Origin of the sequence: Balnearium lithotrophicum, assembly GCF_900182585.1 — a bacterium.
GTDB classification, from domain to species: Bacteria; Aquificota; Aquificia; order Desulfurobacteriales; family Desulfurobacteriaceae; genus Balnearium; species Balnearium lithotrophicum.
Genome location: NZ_FXTM01000006.1, coordinates 62,249 through 78,971, shown reverse-complemented (window position 1 = coordinate 78,971; position 16,723 = coordinate 62,249). Strand labels below are relative to the sequence as shown.

Here is a 16,723-nt window from a genome sequence, read left to right as displayed (position 1 = left end):
CCTCATCAAGGTCTTGGTTATAAGACTCCAGTAGAGAAGTTTGAGGAATATATTAAAAAACTCCAGGGTGTCCACCATGTATTGAACGAGAACAATAACTTGAAGGTAATAATCCTCCGGCCATTTTAATTAAGTCTGAAACTGTTTCATTACTTTTTAACTCGTATATGGCAGGTCTTTTCACCTTTCCAACAATTCCGGCAACTTTACCAATTGAGTGAACAAATATTACGTCTCCGTCCTTTAATCTCATGTCAACAGGTTCTCCCTCAAGGAGTAACCTGTAAAAGTCAATATGAATCCTCTTTAATCCCTTTGAAGTTCTCCTTGTTATGATGACATCCCTTAACGTACCGTCCTTTTTTATTCCTCCTGCCATCATAATTGCATCAATTACAGTGTTCAAAGCTGTTACAACAACAGCTCCAGGTCTCTTTACATCACCAGAAACGTAAACTGGAAATGTTCTGAGCTTTCCAACTGTAAGTTTTATGTTTGCCCCAACTGAACTTGAGATTATCTTTTCTGTTTCCTTTAGGGTCTTACCCCAAACGTAGAAAACACCAATTCTCGGTATGTAAATCCTTCCTTCTCTATCAACAACGAGCTTTACTACCTTTCCTAAATCAATTCCTGGAGGGGTACCTATAACATAGAGAAAAAGCTCATCTCCTGGTCCCAGAACGTAGGATTCATCTACCGGAGCAGAAAGGTACAGATTAGGGTAACCTGAAAAGAAGTCATAACCAAACTGTCTAATAGTTTCATTTTCACTTTCTATTCTATGGTTGAATAGGTTTTCTATGGTTGAAAGTTTTTCTTTCTGAAATTCTTTATTATTTCCCTCATTTAAGTTGGATTTTGGAATAAATTTGTTCTTTGATGGAAAATTAATAACTGGTTTGAATATTCTAGTAGTATTTTCAAAATTATTTGATAAATGGGATTCGTATATAGAATCTACTATTAGTTTTTTATTTTGACTTCCAAGTTGATTTTGATTTTCAAAGTTATTAAACCCATTTAAATTCCTATAAGTTTCCTGGATATTAAAAGATTGAGCATAAGAAACAGATGAAATAACCGAAAATATGCTGATGCTCAGCAGAAATTTACGCATTTTGCTCTTCCTCCCTGTGTCTTTCCTTTACACCGTCGAGCCATTCTTTAAAGAATGCTGCAAATATTCCTAAGAAAAGTCCAGAAATAAAGGCTACCGCTACAATTAACTTTTTCTTCGGCTTGTAAGGTTTATCAATTTCGGGAACGTAAGGAGGGTCTATGACTTGAAACGATATCTGCTCCTTCATTTCCTGAGCCTTTGCCATCTCGTACTCTTTAACCAACGTCTCAAAGAGCTCCTTCGCTATATCCATCTGAGCCTGCAGTTTCTGAAAGTTTACCTGGTACTCAGGCAGCGATACGTAGTTTGTATTTTTTTGTAAGTTCTTCACCTTTTCCCTTAGGTTTTTTAATTCTCTCTCCAGATTTTTAATTCTTTCATCATTCAGACTTACATTTGGAGCCTTAAATACATCCTCACCAAAGATAAACGGAACTTTTTTAATTTTTCCCTCTATGAACTCCTCATAAATTTTCTCTATTTCGAGAAGTTTTCTCCTTGCAATCTGAAGCTGCTTTCCAACGTAAATTTTGTACTTTTTGGCCAATGTGAATGACTTTTCGTTTAATATGTTATCCGCTTCCTTAAGGGCAGTTCTTGCAATTTCATAGGCAATTTGAGGGTTTTCCTTAAATTCAACAGAGAGTGTAACAACTCCAGTTTTCTTGTTTGTAGAAACGGAGATTAACTTCTTTAACTTCTCCGCTCCATCTAAAATTGTTGGAGGCCTATCGTCCTTTCCTTTTAGAATCCACTTTCTTCTTTTACTGTCCCACTTATCCGGAAATAGAAGTGGTAACAAGTTTAAATCCCTTATAACTCTTTCTCTTAAAGTTCTGCTGTTTAAAACGGCCTCAACGGTAAGTCCCGACTGACTGGTTGGAAGGGATACAGAAATAGGTAAAGATGCCAAAAGGGAGGACAGTCCTCCTCCTTTTTTTCCTCCTAAAGGCATAAGGGTAGTTTCTGTTTTGTAAGTTGGAGGTAGAATAAAGCATAGAATCAGGGCAATCAAAGTAAAAAATACTGTAAATCCTAAAACTATCTTTTTTCTCTTTTTTAAAGTTAACCAAAGTTCGTAGAGGTCTATTTCATCCTCTTCATAGTACGGGGAATAAGTTTCTTTTGTTTTTTCCAAAATTTCCTCCGTGGACTTTTAAGAGGAATTATACATGGTTAGAAGGAGAGCTCCGAAAGCTCCACTGAACTCACCAAGTTCTGCCAACTTAAGTGAAAAATCTGAAGCCGGCTGTTTAAATGCCCTCTTTTTTACTTTTTGTTCTGTTGTTTTAAGGAGCTCCGGATAACTTGCTGGAATTCCTCCAGAAATTGCAACAACATCAGGATTAAAGAGGTGAATTAAACTTGCTATTCCTACTGTTAAGTAGTCGGACATTTCGTCTATCGATTTCAAAGCTTCTGTTTCTCTATTTTTTGCTCTCTCTATGACTTCAAAGGAGGAAGCACACTCTCCTGTTTCCATGAAGTAGAACCTTTCAAGTCCGTAGGAGGAAACGTAGGCTTCAAGGCATCCTTTCCTTCCACAGTGGCAGGGCCATCCATTCACTTCAACAGTTATGTGTCCAACTTCCATTGCAGTTCCCGAAACCCCAAAAAGGGGAGCTCCTTCAATAACAGCTCCTCCTCCAAGTCCCGTTCCCAAGGTAAGGCATAAGAAAACGGAGCTCCCCCTCCCTACTCCCAATTTGTACTCTCCGTAGGCTGCAGCAGTTGCATCGTTGAATATAGAAACTTGCACGTTCAGTTTTTTCTCCAATTCCTCCTTCAGGGGAAATCCGTTCAAAAACTTAAGGTTTGGAGATTCGGTAACTGTCCCTTTTTTCGTGTTTACAAGACCTGCAACTGCAACGCCAATCGATTTAACATTTAAGCTCTTTCCAACGGATGAAATTAGTGAAACTAAATCCTCCTTTGTTTTTGGAGTCCTCTCCTTCCACCTGTTTTCTCCATCTGTAAACTTAACGAATGTTCCTCCAACATCCACTCCCAGTCTCAACCCCAATCCTCCCAGAAGGAGAGCTCTTTAAAGATTGAGTTTTTCTCCTCCAACTTTTTAAGTTTTTCCTCTTCAAACTCACCCTCCTCAACCATCCTTCTCAAAGCCTCAAAGTTTGATATGTGCTCTTTGAGCCTGTTCTCTGCGTAGTTTGAAGCTGTTCCGGTAGTTATGAGGAAGGTCCAGTCAGAGCTTTGAGCCAAGAGGAGCTCCCTCAGCATCTGATTTAAGATTCTCTCGCTCCTCTCATTTCTCCTAACCTTTTCCTTCAACCTATTTAACGTCCTTGCCATTCCTATCAGGTGGTAATAAACCCAATCGTTCTTCCCGTTCACCCAAACATCAAAGTAGCCTTTATCCCCCCAGGAGGAAACTGCCGGCTGAGTCTTTGGATTTTCAGGGTAGATTTCTAAATATTCCCTAAGCAGGACGGGTTTTATCACCTTAAACTCTTCAAAGTTCTTAAATAGGTTGTAGAGAAATTCGGGGCCTTCAAACCACCAGTGACCAAAGAGTTCTGCATCAAAGGGAGCAACTATTAGAGGTTCCCTTCCCATTGTTTCTTTTAGGTACTCAGACTGCTTATCCCTGCAGAAGTGAAAGTGTTCAGCGTGGACTTTAACCCTTTCAAGAGCTCTCTCCCTTACGTAGGGTTCCTTTTCACCTAAATCGACATCCCCCGTTATCCTGTAGTACTTGATTCCAGTGTAGGTTCTGGAGCCGTCCGGGTTTATGTAGGGAGAAACGTAATCCAATGGAAGGTCAAATCCAATATCCCTGTAAAAGTCCCTGTACCAGGGGTCTCCAGGATATCCCTCCTTTGAACTCCAAACCTGCTTTGAGGATTCGGGGTCCCTCGCAAGGGCTACTCTTCCCTTCGGAGTATACACTGGGGAGTAAACACCGAACTTCGGGAAGGGCTTTCCGTAGAGTAAGCCGTGGGAGTCAAGGAGAAAGAAATCAATTCCAAATTCTCTAAGAACCTCCTCAACTTCTGGATAGTAACCGCACTCCGGAAGCCAAATTCCCTTGGGTTCCCTCCCAAAGTGTTTCTCAAAGTTCTTGACGGCCACCCTTATCTGAGTTCTAACAGCTTCCTCAACGGGCTGAAGGGCAGGAAGGAGACCGTGGGTAGCACCGCAGGTAACTATTTCAACGAATCCATCGTCAGAGAGCTCCCTGTAGGCATCCAAAATATTTCCATTGTAACTTTCATAAAAATCCCTTACAGACTCAAACCTGTCCCTGTAGAACCTTGCTAACTTGTTGAATGTTGGACTTCCCTCCGTTCTCCTTATCTCCTTTTCACAGAGTTCTAAAGTTCTCTGAACGTACTTTCTAAACTTTTCCTTTAGGAGGGGGTCGCTTAACATCTCACAGAGGGGAGGGGTGAGCGAGAGGGTAACTCTGAAGTTAATTCCCTGGTCCCTTAGCTTGAAGAAATTTTGAAGGAGGGGGACGTAGGTTTCCGAAATTGCTTCAAAGAGCCAGTGCTCCTCCTGAAAGTACTCGTACTCGGGGTGTTTAACGAAGGGGAGGTGGTGGTGGAGAAAAAGGAAAAAATAGCCCTTAACCATTTTTCCCCCTGTAGCCGACAAATAGGGAAGGTTCCTCCTTCAATTCCAGGACTTTAGAAATTTCCTCAAAAATTTCTCCCTCCCCTTCAATCGTGACTGTATCAGAAGGGGTAACTATTCTGTTTGATATCAGACTGTACTTCTTTCCATCTCTGATTACCTCGAGTTCAACGTAGATTTCATCAAATGGAGCCCTGTACCTTATGTAGTACTTCTTCCAATCGAGGATAATTTCCGTTTCAAAAACTACCCTTCCCTTCGAGTAGAGTCTTAAAATTCCTCTGTCTCCAAAAGCGTTCCATACTGCAAGAGAGAGTTCGGGGTTTACGGGAATCAGAGAGACAAATTCCTCGCTGTAAGTGGGGAGCTCCACTTCCTCCCTCTCCCCCTTTACAGGCTCTATGTACTCAACATTACTTGTAATCGGTTCATCAACCGAGGCCTTTTCAATTAGCAGGAGCTCCCTCTTTATACTCTCTAAGAGCTCCCTTTTCCTCATCCTTGAACGTCCCCTTATTTTTAACTCCTTTGCAACTTTGTAGAGCTCTCTCCTTGTTAACTTTTCGACTTCTTCTAACGTTAGTTCCAACCTCATCTTATTCTTCCTTCTATTAAGTTTTCGTAGAGTCTAAAGTACTTGAGTGCAGAGGAATTCCAGGAAAAGTCAATTCCCATTACAAACTGCTTCAACCTTAGAAGCCTTTCCCTATTGCTCCTGTAAAACTCAACCGCCCTTTTTACAGAACTTAAAAACTCATCTGAATTAAACTCCTCAAAGAGAAATCCGTATCCCCCCGGCTCTGAGATGTCCCTGACGGTGTCTGCAAGGCCTCCGGTCTTCCTTGCAACGACCAAAGTTCCGTACCTCATAGCTATCATCTGGTTAAGACCGCAGGGTTCGTAGAGTGAGGGCATGAGGAGAAAGTCTGCAGAGGCGTACATTTTTCTGCTCAAGGGTTCATCAAAGGCTACCTCAACAAAAATGTTTTCATACTTGCCTTTAATTGAGTTGAAAAACTCGTTGTAGTAGGAATCTCCCGTTCCCAAAATTGCAAAGTTTGCAGGGAGCTCTCTTATTTCGTTCAGCTTTTCCATAAAGAGGTCAATCCCCTTCTGCTTGGCCAATCTTCCAATGAACACAAAGAGTGGCCAATCCCCCTCCCTTAAACCTGTTTCCTTTACAAAGTACCTCTTGTTTTCCTCCTTGTTTCCTATTGAACTTTCCGTATAATTAATGTATATGTACCTATCAGTTTCGGGATTCCAGACGTCGTAATCTATACCGTTGAGTATTCCAAAAAGCTTGTAGCTGTACTTTCTTAAAACCCCATCGAGTCCAAATCCAAACTCGGGAGTCGTTATCTCCCTTGCATAGGTCGGACTAACAGTGCTTACCGCATCGCTAAAGACTATTCCCCCTTTCAGGAAGTTAACCTTCCCCCAGAATTCAAGAGCCTCCATGTTGAATAGCTCCCATCCCAAGTTGAGCCTCTCTACTGTCTCCTTGGGAAATACTCCCTGGTAGGCTAAGTTGTGAATCGTCTGAAGTGTCCTTATCCTCAATCCTTTCCTTTTTATTAACACAGGAATGAGGGAAGTCTGCCAGTCGTTGACGTGAACGATTTCTCCTCTAAAGAATCCATCTTCAATGAGCTTAACCACCGCATGACAAAATGCTCCAAATCTTACATCGTTATCGGGATAGTCTCCTTCAGGAGTTCCGTACAGGTATTCCCTTCCAAATAGAAAGTTCTTCAAAAAGTAGTGTTCAACTCCATCTGAGAGGTGGTAGACCTCAAATTCGAAGTCACCGGCACTGAGAGAAACCCTAACCTTCCTTCCTGTACTCCTTATTCCAAACTTCTCAGTATCAACACACCCATAAAGGGGCATTACAGTCTTTACACTAACTCCAATCTCTGAGAGAGCTTTTGGAAGGGAGTAGGATACGTCTGCAAGGCCCCCCGTTTTTGCAAATGGATAGATTTCACTCGAAGCAAAAAGAACTCTCATAGCAGAACCTCTCTAAGAAACTTTGCAGCACTTTCTGGGGAGGTAGGGTTTATGTACCATCCCCCTCCAATCTCAAAACCTGCCCAAACGGAAATCCTCGGGAATACCTCAATGTGCCAGTGGAAAAAGCTGTCCATTCCTACAAAGTAGTCAGGCTTTTCCGGATAAGGCCTCTCTGGAGGACGGGTTCTTATAAACATGTTGTAGGGTGGGTTAATAAGGGTTTTGTGAAGTTTCTTGAACACCGTCCTCATTAAGTCGGCGAGACTGTAGAGCTCCTCTTCAGAAATTCTCGAGAAGTCGGAACTGTGAAACTTTGAAGAAATCCTTATCTGAAAGGGAACGATTGAGGCAAAGGGACAGTAAGCAACGAACTTCTCATTCTCATAAACGATTCTCTTTGTATCGTTGAGCTCGTAATCTATCTCGTCGCACAGGTAACAGCGCCCCCTCTCCCTGAAAAACTTCCTGAGCTGGGAAACTTCATCATCAACATTTTTGGGAATTGATGGAGTTGCAATTATCTGTGAATGGGAGTGGATGAGTGAAGCTCCGGCCTCCCTTCCGTAGTTCTTGAAGACCAGAACGTAATGTATTCTCTTATCCCCGTACAAACTCTTCATTCTCTCCCTGTAAACAAAGAGGAGCTCCTTCATCTCCTCAATTGAAAAGTTGTGGAGGTGTTTGAAGTGGTCGGGAGTATCAATCACAACCTCATGGGCTCCAAATCCCCCGATTACATCGTAGATTCCCCTTCTTTTTCTTTCAGGCTGATTTTCTATCCTCAAGGCAGGGTACTTGTTGGGAACAACTCTAACCCTCCAGCCTGGAGTATCGGGGGAAGTTCCCGGCTCTCTTATGGCAAATATTTCATGGGGAGTTAAGTACTCCTTTCCCGGCTCAAACGGACACTTTGAAGGGGTACTCTTTGTCGGGTAGACGTGAATCGGGTAATCGTGAGGCCTCCTCTCCCTTTCAGGGGCAATTACTACCCAGTTATCGGTTAGGTAATCGTACCTTATCTCAGACATCCTTTACCTCTAAGTTTACTTCAAGACTAAAGGTCCTTTTAACTTTAAAACAGAATCCAAAGCAGTGCCCTTGAACTGTGAAGTCAACTCCCTTTTCGCTCTGACTTACAGTCTCCACAGGATAATGGAGAATTTCAAAGGGAAGAGACGCCGATATTAGAACCCTTTTACTGAGTCCTTTATCCAAAATTTCCAAACTGTTTTCTACTTTCTGTAGTTCAAATCCCTCTGGATTTAAAAAGTGAAAGTTAAACTCAAGAATGTGAAAAATCTCCTCAGGGTACTCAGTTTTAAATCTCTCTGAGAACAGTAGTTTTCTTCCCTTTAGTTTGTAAGTTTTTCTAAGCTCAGAGCTGAATTTTCTACCTAAGTACACACCCCCTCTTCTAAATAGAATTATCCCTCCATCGCTCAAAACTGTCTCAAATGGCTGGTTTACAAAGTCGGAAACTTCCCGAAAAGTTTCCCTTTTAAACTCCTCAAAGCTTAAATGAGTTGTAAAGTGAGAAATAAAAGAACCCCTTAAATGCCAGTCGAAGGAGAGCCTTCTTCTCTCCTCCTCTGTTAGATTCGGAATTCTCTCGTGAATTGTCAGAATTCCCTCGCTCTTCTCCTCTGTCCTTCTTTCAAGCAGATAGTGGTATCCCTCCCTGTGTCTTGAAATTACGTTCTGATAGTTAAATTCCTCGTTAAGAAGGGAGAGTTCAAAAAGAGCTCCCCCATCCTTTGGAGAAACGACGGCAAAGATTTCCCCTGAGGATAGAACTCCCTCTTCGTAGCCATCTAAGTTTAAATCCTCCAAGTAAGTTCTTATCCTATTAACTTCCCTCTGGGCAGAGAGGAGAAATCTCCAGAAGTTATCCCTCAAGTTCGGAAGGTAGATTCCACCGAAAATTCCGTGCCAGAATACATCGTTGCACTGGGACTTAGAAAGGTTCTCCTTAAATTCCTCACTTCCCTCCTCAAACGACAGATTTAACATCCTCTTGTGCATGTAGTTGCTCTCTGGATACTTAACAAAGAAGTTCTTCCAGATACTTCCCCTCAGAAACTTTTCAACGTAACCTTCTATTCCGCTTCTCTTTAGGATTTCTTCTGCCTCCTTTAACTCTTTAAATCTCTTGGGAGGAAGTGCCCACTCCCCCATTTCGTAGTAGGAAGTTGTAGGAAGATAAGCTATCCCAAGGGGTTTTTCTGAAGAGACTACCTCGGAAAAGAGAAAAGTCTCTATTTCACCATTTTCTACTTTACCTAAGAAACTCTCTAACCAGCCACTCTTGTAAACCCAGTTGTAGGTTCCCGGCCAGACTCCGAACTTTTCCCCATCGTCAAAGAGAACCCTCGTTCCCCAGTTTGACTTTAGGTATTCTACAGCCCTTTCAACGGGCTTAAAGGGAATCAGATACCGGAGCTCCCTATCTATTGGAAAGACCTTTAAAATCCTCCCTTCACTCTCAGTTAAGAAGTATCCTCCCAACTGCTTCCTATCGAACCCCGAACAGATGAAGTGGTAGTCATCAACAACGACGTAGTCAACTCCACATTCAACAATGTCACAGATTACAGAATCGTCCCAAACCCTTTCGGTAAGCCAGAGTCCCTTAGGGACAACCTCGAAGAGCTCTCCCAAAAGGCCGTTTAGTTTTTCAATCTGGTACTTCCTCCACCTTGAGGGAATGGAGACCAGAATCGGCTCGTAGTATCCTCCGGTGAAGAACTCAACTCTCCCTTCCTTAACCATTGATTGGAGGAGCTCTATCAAATCCCCGTGGTTTTTTGAGATGTACTCTAAGAGCCAACCACTAAAGTGAACCGAAAATTTGAAGGATTTGAAGGGATAAACTCTCTCAATGAACGGTCTGTAAGACTTTGTTACCGCTTCCTCAACAATGCTTTTAAAGTTGTCAACCGGTTGGTGGTTGTGAATTCCGAAGACCAATCTTGCCATTTTAAACTATCCAATCAAGGTTAAAGTCCTTTCCAACGTCAAGGACGGCCGGTGTGAACTGTGGAGCAGTCTCCAACAGCTTCCCATTCATGTAGAGCTTGAGAATAAGCTTCAACTTACCATTCACAGCCTCCGGTAAGCACTTATTGGGAATTAGAATTTCAACCAATTTTCCAAGAACTGCACGGGCTTCACTGCAGTTCTTACCCTTCGAGGGGTTCTCACTAAGGTTAAATTCTACTTCCTCCTTTCCCTCACCTGAAAATTCAACTGTCAACTTTAAATTACCTCCCTTGACCCTCTCCCAATTCCCGTCAACTCTGATGAAGAGGTTTTTCTCCTCATCACAGCCGTAGTAGGCCTTTCTCATTACGAACGATGATGAGTCCATCGTCGATAGTTCTAAAAGGTCAATCTCCCCGGCGTTCAACCACTCAAAGTAGTTACTCACCTCTCCATCAAGCTCAACGTGGAGATAGCCCTTTGGAGGAGTTGACGGCAGTTCTTTAGAGGTTTTTATCGGATGTAGAAGCTCATCGGGAATGTCCTTTCCCAGTATTCTGTAAACCTCAATGAGGTTACTTCTAAAGAGCCTATCAAACTGCAGGGAGAATGGAGTATAGTGTCCCCTTCCGAACCACCAGAACCAGTCGCTTCCCTCAGAAATTAGTATGTACTCCTCAGCACTTTCACTTTTAGGTTCACCCCTTTTAAACTGGAGCTTAGTCAACGAGAGGAGCTCCCATGCCCTGTTCTTTTCGTCATCTCCAACCCAGGTTAAAAAGTTTCCCCCAATCCAGCTCCCCGGGAAAATTCTGTTTAGAACTTCCGTGTGCTCAACTTCAGAAGGTTTAACCGTTTCAATCCATTTAGATTCTGAAATCTCCCTGTAGAGCTTTTCCCTAAATTCAAAACCGTTGTTTTCGTAAAACTCCCAGCAGTTTTCCCCGTCAAGTATCACCGAAACGACGGGATTCTCATACTTCCTGTTGATATCCTTTAACCTTTCAATAAAGTCCTTAGCTGCATCATCGCTCTTCCAGTTCTTGTAGGTAAATCCTATTAAATCGCTCAGTTCCTTATCCCTAAACAGAACTTTTACTCTTTTGAATTTGTAAACCCTGTAGAGTGGCTCCCTCGTTCCCGTTTTTTCCTGAAGGGAGTTAAACAGGATTTCCTCATCAGAGGCTGTCCACTCTACCCCGAAATTTGAAAGTAAGGAGACTGCTTCCTCACTTATTCCTCCCTCTGGAAGCCAAACTCCACCAACTTCTCCAAACCTTTTCCTGTGAAAGGAGAGAGCTCTCTCTACCTGTTTAACTGCATCGTCCTTAAAGGGAGTTTGAACTGCTGGAAGTTTAACGTCTGGAGTTGATTCCCTGGCCACCTTCATATCGATTAAAAGTGGAAGGACAGGGTGGTAGAACGGAGAGGTTGTAACTTCAATCTGACCTAATGACGTTAATTCCCTGTAGAGGGGAACGATTTTCCCAACGTGATTCAGCAATTCCTCTATCAGTCTTGTTTTATCCTCCTCAGTGTATGCAGAAATCTCCTCCCTCAGCTTCCTGACGGTTTCATTCTCCCTCTTCAAGTAGTTTCCACACCACGAAAGGAGGAAGAGAACCTCAAGGTTTAAGAAATCCTGATTTGAGAGGTTCCTGCAAAGTTCCCTCCTATCACTCTGGTATGCAAAGTAGAGCTTGTTTAGAAGTTCAAACTCCTCAAAGAGTTTGGGGGATGACGAGAAAATGACTTTAATTAGGTAATCCTTCTCACTTAAAGTAAGTTCCTTTACGCTTTTCTTCATAAGTCTTAAAAACTTACAGTTTGCCCTTCCCGATGCATACTCCTCAATCTGAGAAACCAAGGAGGGGGTGAGGTTGAAAGCTACCTTCACGTTTTTAAACCTGCTCACGTGGTAGGGCATATCGTAGTAGTCCTTGATTGAGTGAAGGAAAACGTAGGGAAGTTCGTACTCCCCCGTAAGACCGTTTCTATAAACGGGCTGGTGCATATGCCAGAGAAATATTAGTTTCACTCTTTCCCCTCTATCCAGTTTGATACAAGCTCCCTGTAACTTTCAAGGAGCTCCCTTCCCCTCTCCTCATTTACCGATTGGACAAAGATGTGGAGCTTATCCGTAAACTGGTCGGGGATGAAGAGAATCCAATCCCCGTCAAAGAAAATTTTGACTCCATCTATGAAAGAGGCCCTCCTTTCCAAGGCTTCCTCTGACAGCTTCCTCATTAATCTTGCCTTCTTAGATAGAGGACAGTTAATAATTACGTGGGTAAAGAAGAACTCTGGAATCTCAGAGAGTATCTCAGAAATTCTCTTGCCGGAGAAGGAGAGGAGCTCTAAGAACTTTATACTCGAATAGACTGCATCGGGGGAGAAGGAGAACTCCGGAAAGATAAACTTCCCCTCCAAATCCCCGATGAAAAAGTACTCCTTCAAAAGCCTTTGGGAGATTCCTCTGAATTTCCCCCTTTCAATGTTAACCTTCTTAAGGGATTCATCTATAACAGAGGGACAGCTTACGGGAACGTACGCCTTAACCCTTTTGTCCAGTGCGTCGTCAATCGTTTTCAAGAAGAGAAGTAATAGTAGGTGATTGCCGATAACTTCTCCACTGTCGGAGACAACTGCTAACCTTTCCCCTCCGGGGTGAATTATAAATCCGACGTCCGAGCTGGTCGACTTAACTATTTTGGGAACGTCCCTTAAGGACTTTGATTTAACCGTTGGATACTGCATAAGTTTTTCTTCGGACTCGTAGGAGTTTAGAACGATGCTGTTTACCTTGAAGTGGGCAAGGAGCTCCGGGTAAACATCGGAGAAAATTCCGTTCATCAGGTCGACAACGATGTTAAACCTTGGCTGTTTTATTTTGTCGTCTATTCTCTCCTTAATTCCCTTTACGTACTCCTCAACTCCGTAGAGTTCCTCCTTTATAATTCCCACTTCAGAAGGCCCAACCTTTCTAAACTTTTCCCTAAAAAAGATTCTCTCTATGGCCTTCTCCTTCGCCGTATCTATTCTGATACCAAATTCGTCAAGGAAAATAATGTCGTTGTGTCCAGGAACCGATGAGGAGGCCTCAAAGTGGATTCCGGAGATGGCACCGTTATTCTTCAAAACGTACCCCATGGCGGGCTTCGGGAACTTTTTCATGTCGATAACGTTTACTCCTGTTGAGAGAAGACCGGAAAGGAAGGCCCTCTTTATCATTCTTGAGGCTCTGTGGTAATCACGGCTCATTATGACAAAACTTCCCTCAGGAAGAGTTGTTCCTAAGGCCGCTCCTAACTTGGCTGCAAGTTCTGGGGAAAGCTCAACGTTAGTCCTTCCAGAGATTTCTCCACCTTCGAATATTGAACGTTTCCATTTTTCCCCCCAAACCAGGTTGGAGCTGACAATTGAACCACTTTCAACAAACTTTTCAGGCCATATAACAACGTCCTTCTCAATTCTTACATCATCCTCAATCTTAACTTTCTCGGCGATAATAGCTCCCTTTAGGGCAGATACTCTACTTCCTACATCTACCCTGTCACAGACTACACAGTTTCTCATACTAACGTCGTCACCTAACGTTGATTCCTCCCAAATAACGGTATCCTTGAGCTTACACCTCCTCCCTATCCTGCTCCTTTCCCCAACAATGCAGTTTTCAAGAACGGTTCCATCTCCCAATTCAACACCATCTCCCAAAACAACGGTTCCCTTTATCCTTACAGACTCAGGAACCTTAACGTCCCCTTGGAGGAAAAGAATCCCCTCTGGATACTTTACGGCTTTACCCGGAATCTGAAGCTTGACGTTTCCGTTCAAAATATCACTGTTTACTTCCCTGTAAGCATCAGGATTTCCAACGTCCTTCCAGTAACCTTCAGATTCAAAACCGTAAAGGGTTATCCCCTTTTCCATTAAGAGTGGAAAAAGGTCCTTGCTAAAGTCGAAGGGAACGTTTTCAGGAATGTAGTCTAAAACTTCTGGCTCAATTACGTAGATTCCCGTATTTATGGTATCGCTAAAAACCTCCCCCCAGCTCGGCTTTTCCAAAAACTTTAAAATTTTTCCGTCCTTATCCTTTATCACTATTCCAAACTGGAGGGGGTTTGAAACGGAGGTTAGGGTTATTGTCAGCTTTGAGTTCTTAAACTCGTGGAACCCAACAATCTCCCTCAAATCAAAGTCTGTTATCACATCGCCACTTACAACTATAAAAGTTTCATCAAGGTATTTCTGTGCTTTTTTAACGGCCCCAGCCGTCCCAAAGTCGGCCTCAGGGAGAACGTATGTAATCCTTGCCCCTATCCTTTCTCCGTTTCCAAAGTAGTTCTTTATAACTTCAGGTTTGTAGTAGAGGAGAACTACAATATCCTCAATTCCAAGGGAAACCAAATCCTTCATTATGTGTTCCATCATCGGAACGTTTACAACAGGAAGCATTGGCTTTGGTCGAGAGTTTGTTAAAGGCTGAATTCTCGTTCCAAATCCCCCTGCCATTACAACTGCTTTCACGCTCCCTCCCTGTACATGTATTCTCTCGTAAGGGGAAATCCTGAATCCCCGTTGGGTTTTGTTTTCACTAAGAGGGTCTGGTAAAGACCTATCCTGTTGGTTAAAAACTGGTAGGCACTTGAGGCCATGTAGAGGCGCCAAATCCTATACTTGACCTCTCCTGCCACCTCAACAGCCTTACCGTGGTTTTTCTCCAAATTCCTAACCCAGTGCATCAGAGTGAGGGCGTAGTGCTCCCTCAATGACTCAACATCCCTAACCTCAAAGCCGGCCTCCTCGGCCTCTTCGATTGTTAAGTAGATGGGAAGGAGCTCCCCATCAGGGAAGACGTACTTCCTTATAAATTGAGAAGGGGGCTTTCCGTACTCATGGTAGTTCGAACTTATTGCGTGGTTAAGGAAAACTCCTCCGTACTTTAGGAGTTTGTACGCCTGCTTGAAGTAGGTTAGAGCTCTCTTCTTTCCAACGTGTTCAAACATTCCAATGCTTGCTATTTTGTCGTAGTATCCCCAGTCTGTGATTTCCCTGTAGTCTGCAAGGAGAACCTTGCACTTTTCTTCAAGTCCCTCCTTTTTAATTCTCTCCCTAACAAACTCGTACTGATTCTTACTCAGGGTAATTCCCACAGATTTGGCTCCGTACTTTTTGGAGGCATGTACTATCAAACTCCCCCAACCGCAACCTATATCTAAGAATTTCTCTCCCGGCTTTAACCTCAACTTCCTGCATATGTAGTCAAGTTTCTGTTCCTGAGCTCTGTCTAACGGGTCCTCAGGGGTTTTAAAGTAACCGCAGGAGTAGACCATATTTTTATCCAAGAAGAGCTTGTAAAAATCGTTAGAGACATCGTAGTGGTACTGAACTGCCTGTTTGTCCCTCTCTATGCTGTGGAGCTCCCCTCTAACCTCAGCCCTACACTTTTCTAATTCCTTAAGCTTTGGGATTTTTCTTATAGTTTTAAGGAGTTCTAATTTTTTCCTCAGAGAAGAGAACTTCTCAATCAGCCAGTCTGCAATGGGAAAAACGAGGTAGATATCCCCCTTTAAATCCAATAAATCGTATATGTAGCTTTCAGCGAGGGAGAGGTCCGAAAACTCACTCAAGGCCTCTCTCAAAGCCCAAACCTTTTTGATTTCTATCCTCAGCTCCTCCCCCCTTCCCCAAACTCTCTCTCCGTTCCAGAGGTAAACGGAAACTTTGTCCTCTAAGGGAGCTCCCTCCAAAAGCTTTTCGATTAGAACTCTGTTTAATCTTAGGAGCTCCTCTTCACTTAAACAGACATCGTTAAACATCTCCCCCTCTTCCCATTAGGATTTCGGATGCGTACTTTTTACCTATCTCAACTGCCGGTTGACCGTAAGGGTTAATTCCTAAAAGCTTGGCCATCACAACCACCGAAATCATGTAAAACATCAAAAGGTATCCCATCTGATACTCACTCAAACTGCTAAGTTCAAACCTGACGATTGGCCTTTTGCTCCGTTTAAGGGCGAAGAGGGTTCCTTCAAATTCTGCCCTCATGACCTCAGAAATTTTCTTTTTAGAAAGGTAGGGAAGGACGTATGTTTTTTCGGGGAGTTCCAAGTCAACAGGATAGCTGTTAACGAAAAAGAGTTGGTAGAACTTATCGTCAGGACCGTCGATGAAGAGTTGGAGAATTGAGTGCTGTGAGGAGGTTCCTATTGCCTTCAGAGGAGTTTGACCTTTTCCGAGTTTGCCTAAGGACTCTGCCCAGAGCTGAGCGTACCACTCTGTAAACTCGCTCATGTACGACGAGTAGGGCATGACCACGGATATGTTTCTTCCTTTTTGATAGTGAAGGTACTTTGATGCAGCAAGGTAGAAGGCCGAAATTGGCGCATTGATAGAATCGTAGGCTCCATCCAAAAACTTAACAATGTCGTAGCTTGCAAACATTAAAGGTAAAAGTCCAACTGCAGTAAATACCGAAAACCTTCCTCCAACTTCTTTTGGAATTTCCAAAAATGGGGCATCAAACTCCCTCGAAATCTCCTCAAAGCTGTTTCCCCTATCCCCGACAAAGACGAGCCTTCCCTTCGTTAAGTTTCTCCTCTTTAGCTCTTCGATAATAACGTTCATAGCAGTAACCGTTTCTAATGTTCTTCCCGATTTGCTTATAAATGCAAATGCAGTTCTTTTCCAGTCTATTTTCTTAAGGGTTTCATCAATTAGATTGGGGTCAATGTTGTCAATGAAGAGTAAGTTCCCTCTTTCTCTTCCAACGGCCTGATGAACAGCCTTGGCCCCTCTCGATGACCCTCCCATGCCGACTACAACCAACGTATCGGCCTTTTCCCTCAAGTTATCGGACACTACCGATATCTTTAGGAGCTCCTCCTCTTTCGGGAGCTCCAGAAACGGCATCTCCTTCTTAGTCAAGAGGGAATTGGGTTTAAATTTTTCAAGGGTACTCTCGTAGTCTGAAAAGGAGAACCCTGAATCGTCAAAAAATACCTTCACACC

12 protein-coding genes are annotated in these 16,723 nt (G+C 43.0%); all 12 read right to left on the bottom strand.

Annotated features, from left to right (window positions below; genetic code table 11):
• Window positions 1–52: 52 nt before the first annotated feature.
• From FN732_RS03375 to FN732_RS03320, 12 genes are read right to left on the bottom strand one after another with little or no spacing between them, the layout of a single operon-like run.
• A complete protein-coding gene (locus tag FN732_RS03375) occupies window positions 53–1,120 on the bottom strand; it encodes an SLBB domain-containing protein (protein WP_142934719.1) in 1,068 nt (355 codons plus the stop codon).
• Window positions 1,113–2,261 (bottom strand): GumC family protein, encoded by a 1,149-nt coding sequence (locus FN732_RS03370; RefSeq protein ID WP_142934716.1) that lies wholly within the window; start codon window positions 2,259–2,261, stop codon window positions 1,113–1,115. The genes FN732_RS03375 and FN732_RS03370 overlap by 8 nt, the downstream gene beginning before the upstream one ends.
• 18 nt (window positions 2,262–2,279) lie before the next feature.
• Window positions 2,280–3,140, bottom strand: coding sequence for an ROK family protein (locus FN732_RS03365; RefSeq protein ID WP_142934714.1), 861 nt, complete (start codon window positions 3,138–3,140; stop codon window positions 2,280–2,282).
• A complete protein-coding gene (locus FN732_RS03360) occupies window positions 3,137–4,717 on the bottom strand; it encodes a glycoside hydrolase family 57 protein (RefSeq protein ID WP_142934712.1) in 1,581 nt (526 codons plus the stop codon). The genes FN732_RS03365 and FN732_RS03360 overlap by 4 nt, the downstream gene beginning before the upstream one ends.
• Window positions 4,710–5,312: a Rho termination factor N-terminal domain-containing protein gene (locus FN732_RS03355; RefSeq protein ID WP_142934710.1), complete on the bottom strand. Its 603-nt coding sequence runs from the start codon at window positions 5,310–5,312 to the stop codon at window positions 4,710–4,712. The genes FN732_RS03360 and FN732_RS03355 overlap by 8 nt, the downstream gene beginning before the upstream one ends.
• Entirely contained in the window at window positions 5,309–6,730 is a 1,422-nt protein-coding gene (locus FN732_RS03350; RefSeq protein ID WP_142934708.1) for a glycogen synthase, read from the bottom strand. Before FN732_RS03350 ends, FN732_RS03355 begins: the two co-directional genes overlap by 4 nt.
• Complete coding sequence (galT, locus tag FN732_RS03345; protein WP_142934706.1) at window positions 6,727–7,761, bottom strand: galactose-1-phosphate uridylyltransferase; 1,035 nt, start codon at window positions 7,759–7,761, stop codon at window positions 6,727–6,729. Before galT ends, FN732_RS03350 begins: the two co-directional genes overlap by 4 nt.
• Entirely contained in the window at window positions 7,754–9,709 is a 1,956-nt protein-coding gene (locus FN732_RS03340) for an alpha-amylase/4-alpha-glucanotransferase domain-containing protein (RefSeq protein WP_142934704.1), read from the bottom strand. Before FN732_RS03340 ends, galT begins: the two co-directional genes overlap by 8 nt.
• A gap of 1 nt (window position 9,710) precedes the next feature.
• Window positions 9,711–11,750 (bottom strand): glycoside hydrolase family 57 protein, encoded by a 2,040-nt coding sequence (locus FN732_RS03335; protein WP_142934702.1) that lies wholly within the window; start codon window positions 11,748–11,750, stop codon window positions 9,711–9,713.
• Window positions 11,747–14,239 (bottom strand): sugar phosphate nucleotidyltransferase, encoded by a 2,493-nt coding sequence (locus FN732_RS03330; RefSeq protein WP_142934700.1) that lies wholly within the window; start codon window positions 14,237–14,239, stop codon window positions 11,747–11,749. Before FN732_RS03330 ends, FN732_RS03335 begins: the two co-directional genes overlap by 4 nt.
• Window positions 14,236–15,531 carry an SAM-dependent methyltransferase gene (locus tag FN732_RS03325; protein WP_142934697.1) on the bottom strand — a complete coding sequence of 432 codons (1,296 nt, stop codon included), beginning with the start codon at window positions 15,529–15,531 and terminating at the stop codon, window positions 14,236–14,238. Before FN732_RS03325 ends, FN732_RS03330 begins: the two co-directional genes overlap by 4 nt.
• Window positions 15,524–16,720, bottom strand: coding sequence for a glucose-6-phosphate isomerase (locus FN732_RS03320; RefSeq protein ID WP_142934695.1), 1,197 nt, complete (start codon window positions 16,718–16,720; stop codon window positions 15,524–15,526). The genes FN732_RS03325 and FN732_RS03320 overlap by 8 nt, the downstream gene beginning before the upstream one ends.
• Between the last annotated feature and the right edge of the window lie 3 nt (window positions 16,721–16,723).

Coding starts and splice junctions, on each gene's coding strand:
- FN732_RS03375 (WP_142934719.1), bottom strand. CDS start 1,120: ATGCGTAAATTTCTGCTGAGCATCAGCATATTTTCGGTTATTTCATCT.
- FN732_RS03360 (WP_142934712.1), bottom strand. CDS start 4,717: ATGGTTAAGGGCTATTTTTTCCTTTTTCTCCACCACCACCTCCCCTTC.
- FN732_RS03355 (WP_142934710.1), bottom strand. CDS start 5,312: ATGAGGTTGGAACTAACGTTAGAAGAAGTCGAAAAGTTAACAAGGAGA.
- FN732_RS03350 (WP_142934708.1), bottom strand. CDS start 6,730: ATGAGAGTTCTTTTTGCTTCGAGTGAAATCTATCCATTTGCAAAAACG.
- galT (WP_142934706.1), bottom strand. CDS start 7,761: ATGTCTGAGATAAGGTACGATTACCTAACCGATAACTGGGTAGTAATT.
- FN732_RS03340 (WP_142934704.1), bottom strand. CDS start 9,709: ATGGCAAGATTGGTCTTCGGAATTCACAACCACCAACCGGTTGACAAC.
- FN732_RS03325 (WP_142934697.1), bottom strand. CDS start 15,531: ATGTTTAACGATGTCTGTTTAAGTGAAGAGGAGCTCCTAAGATTAAAC.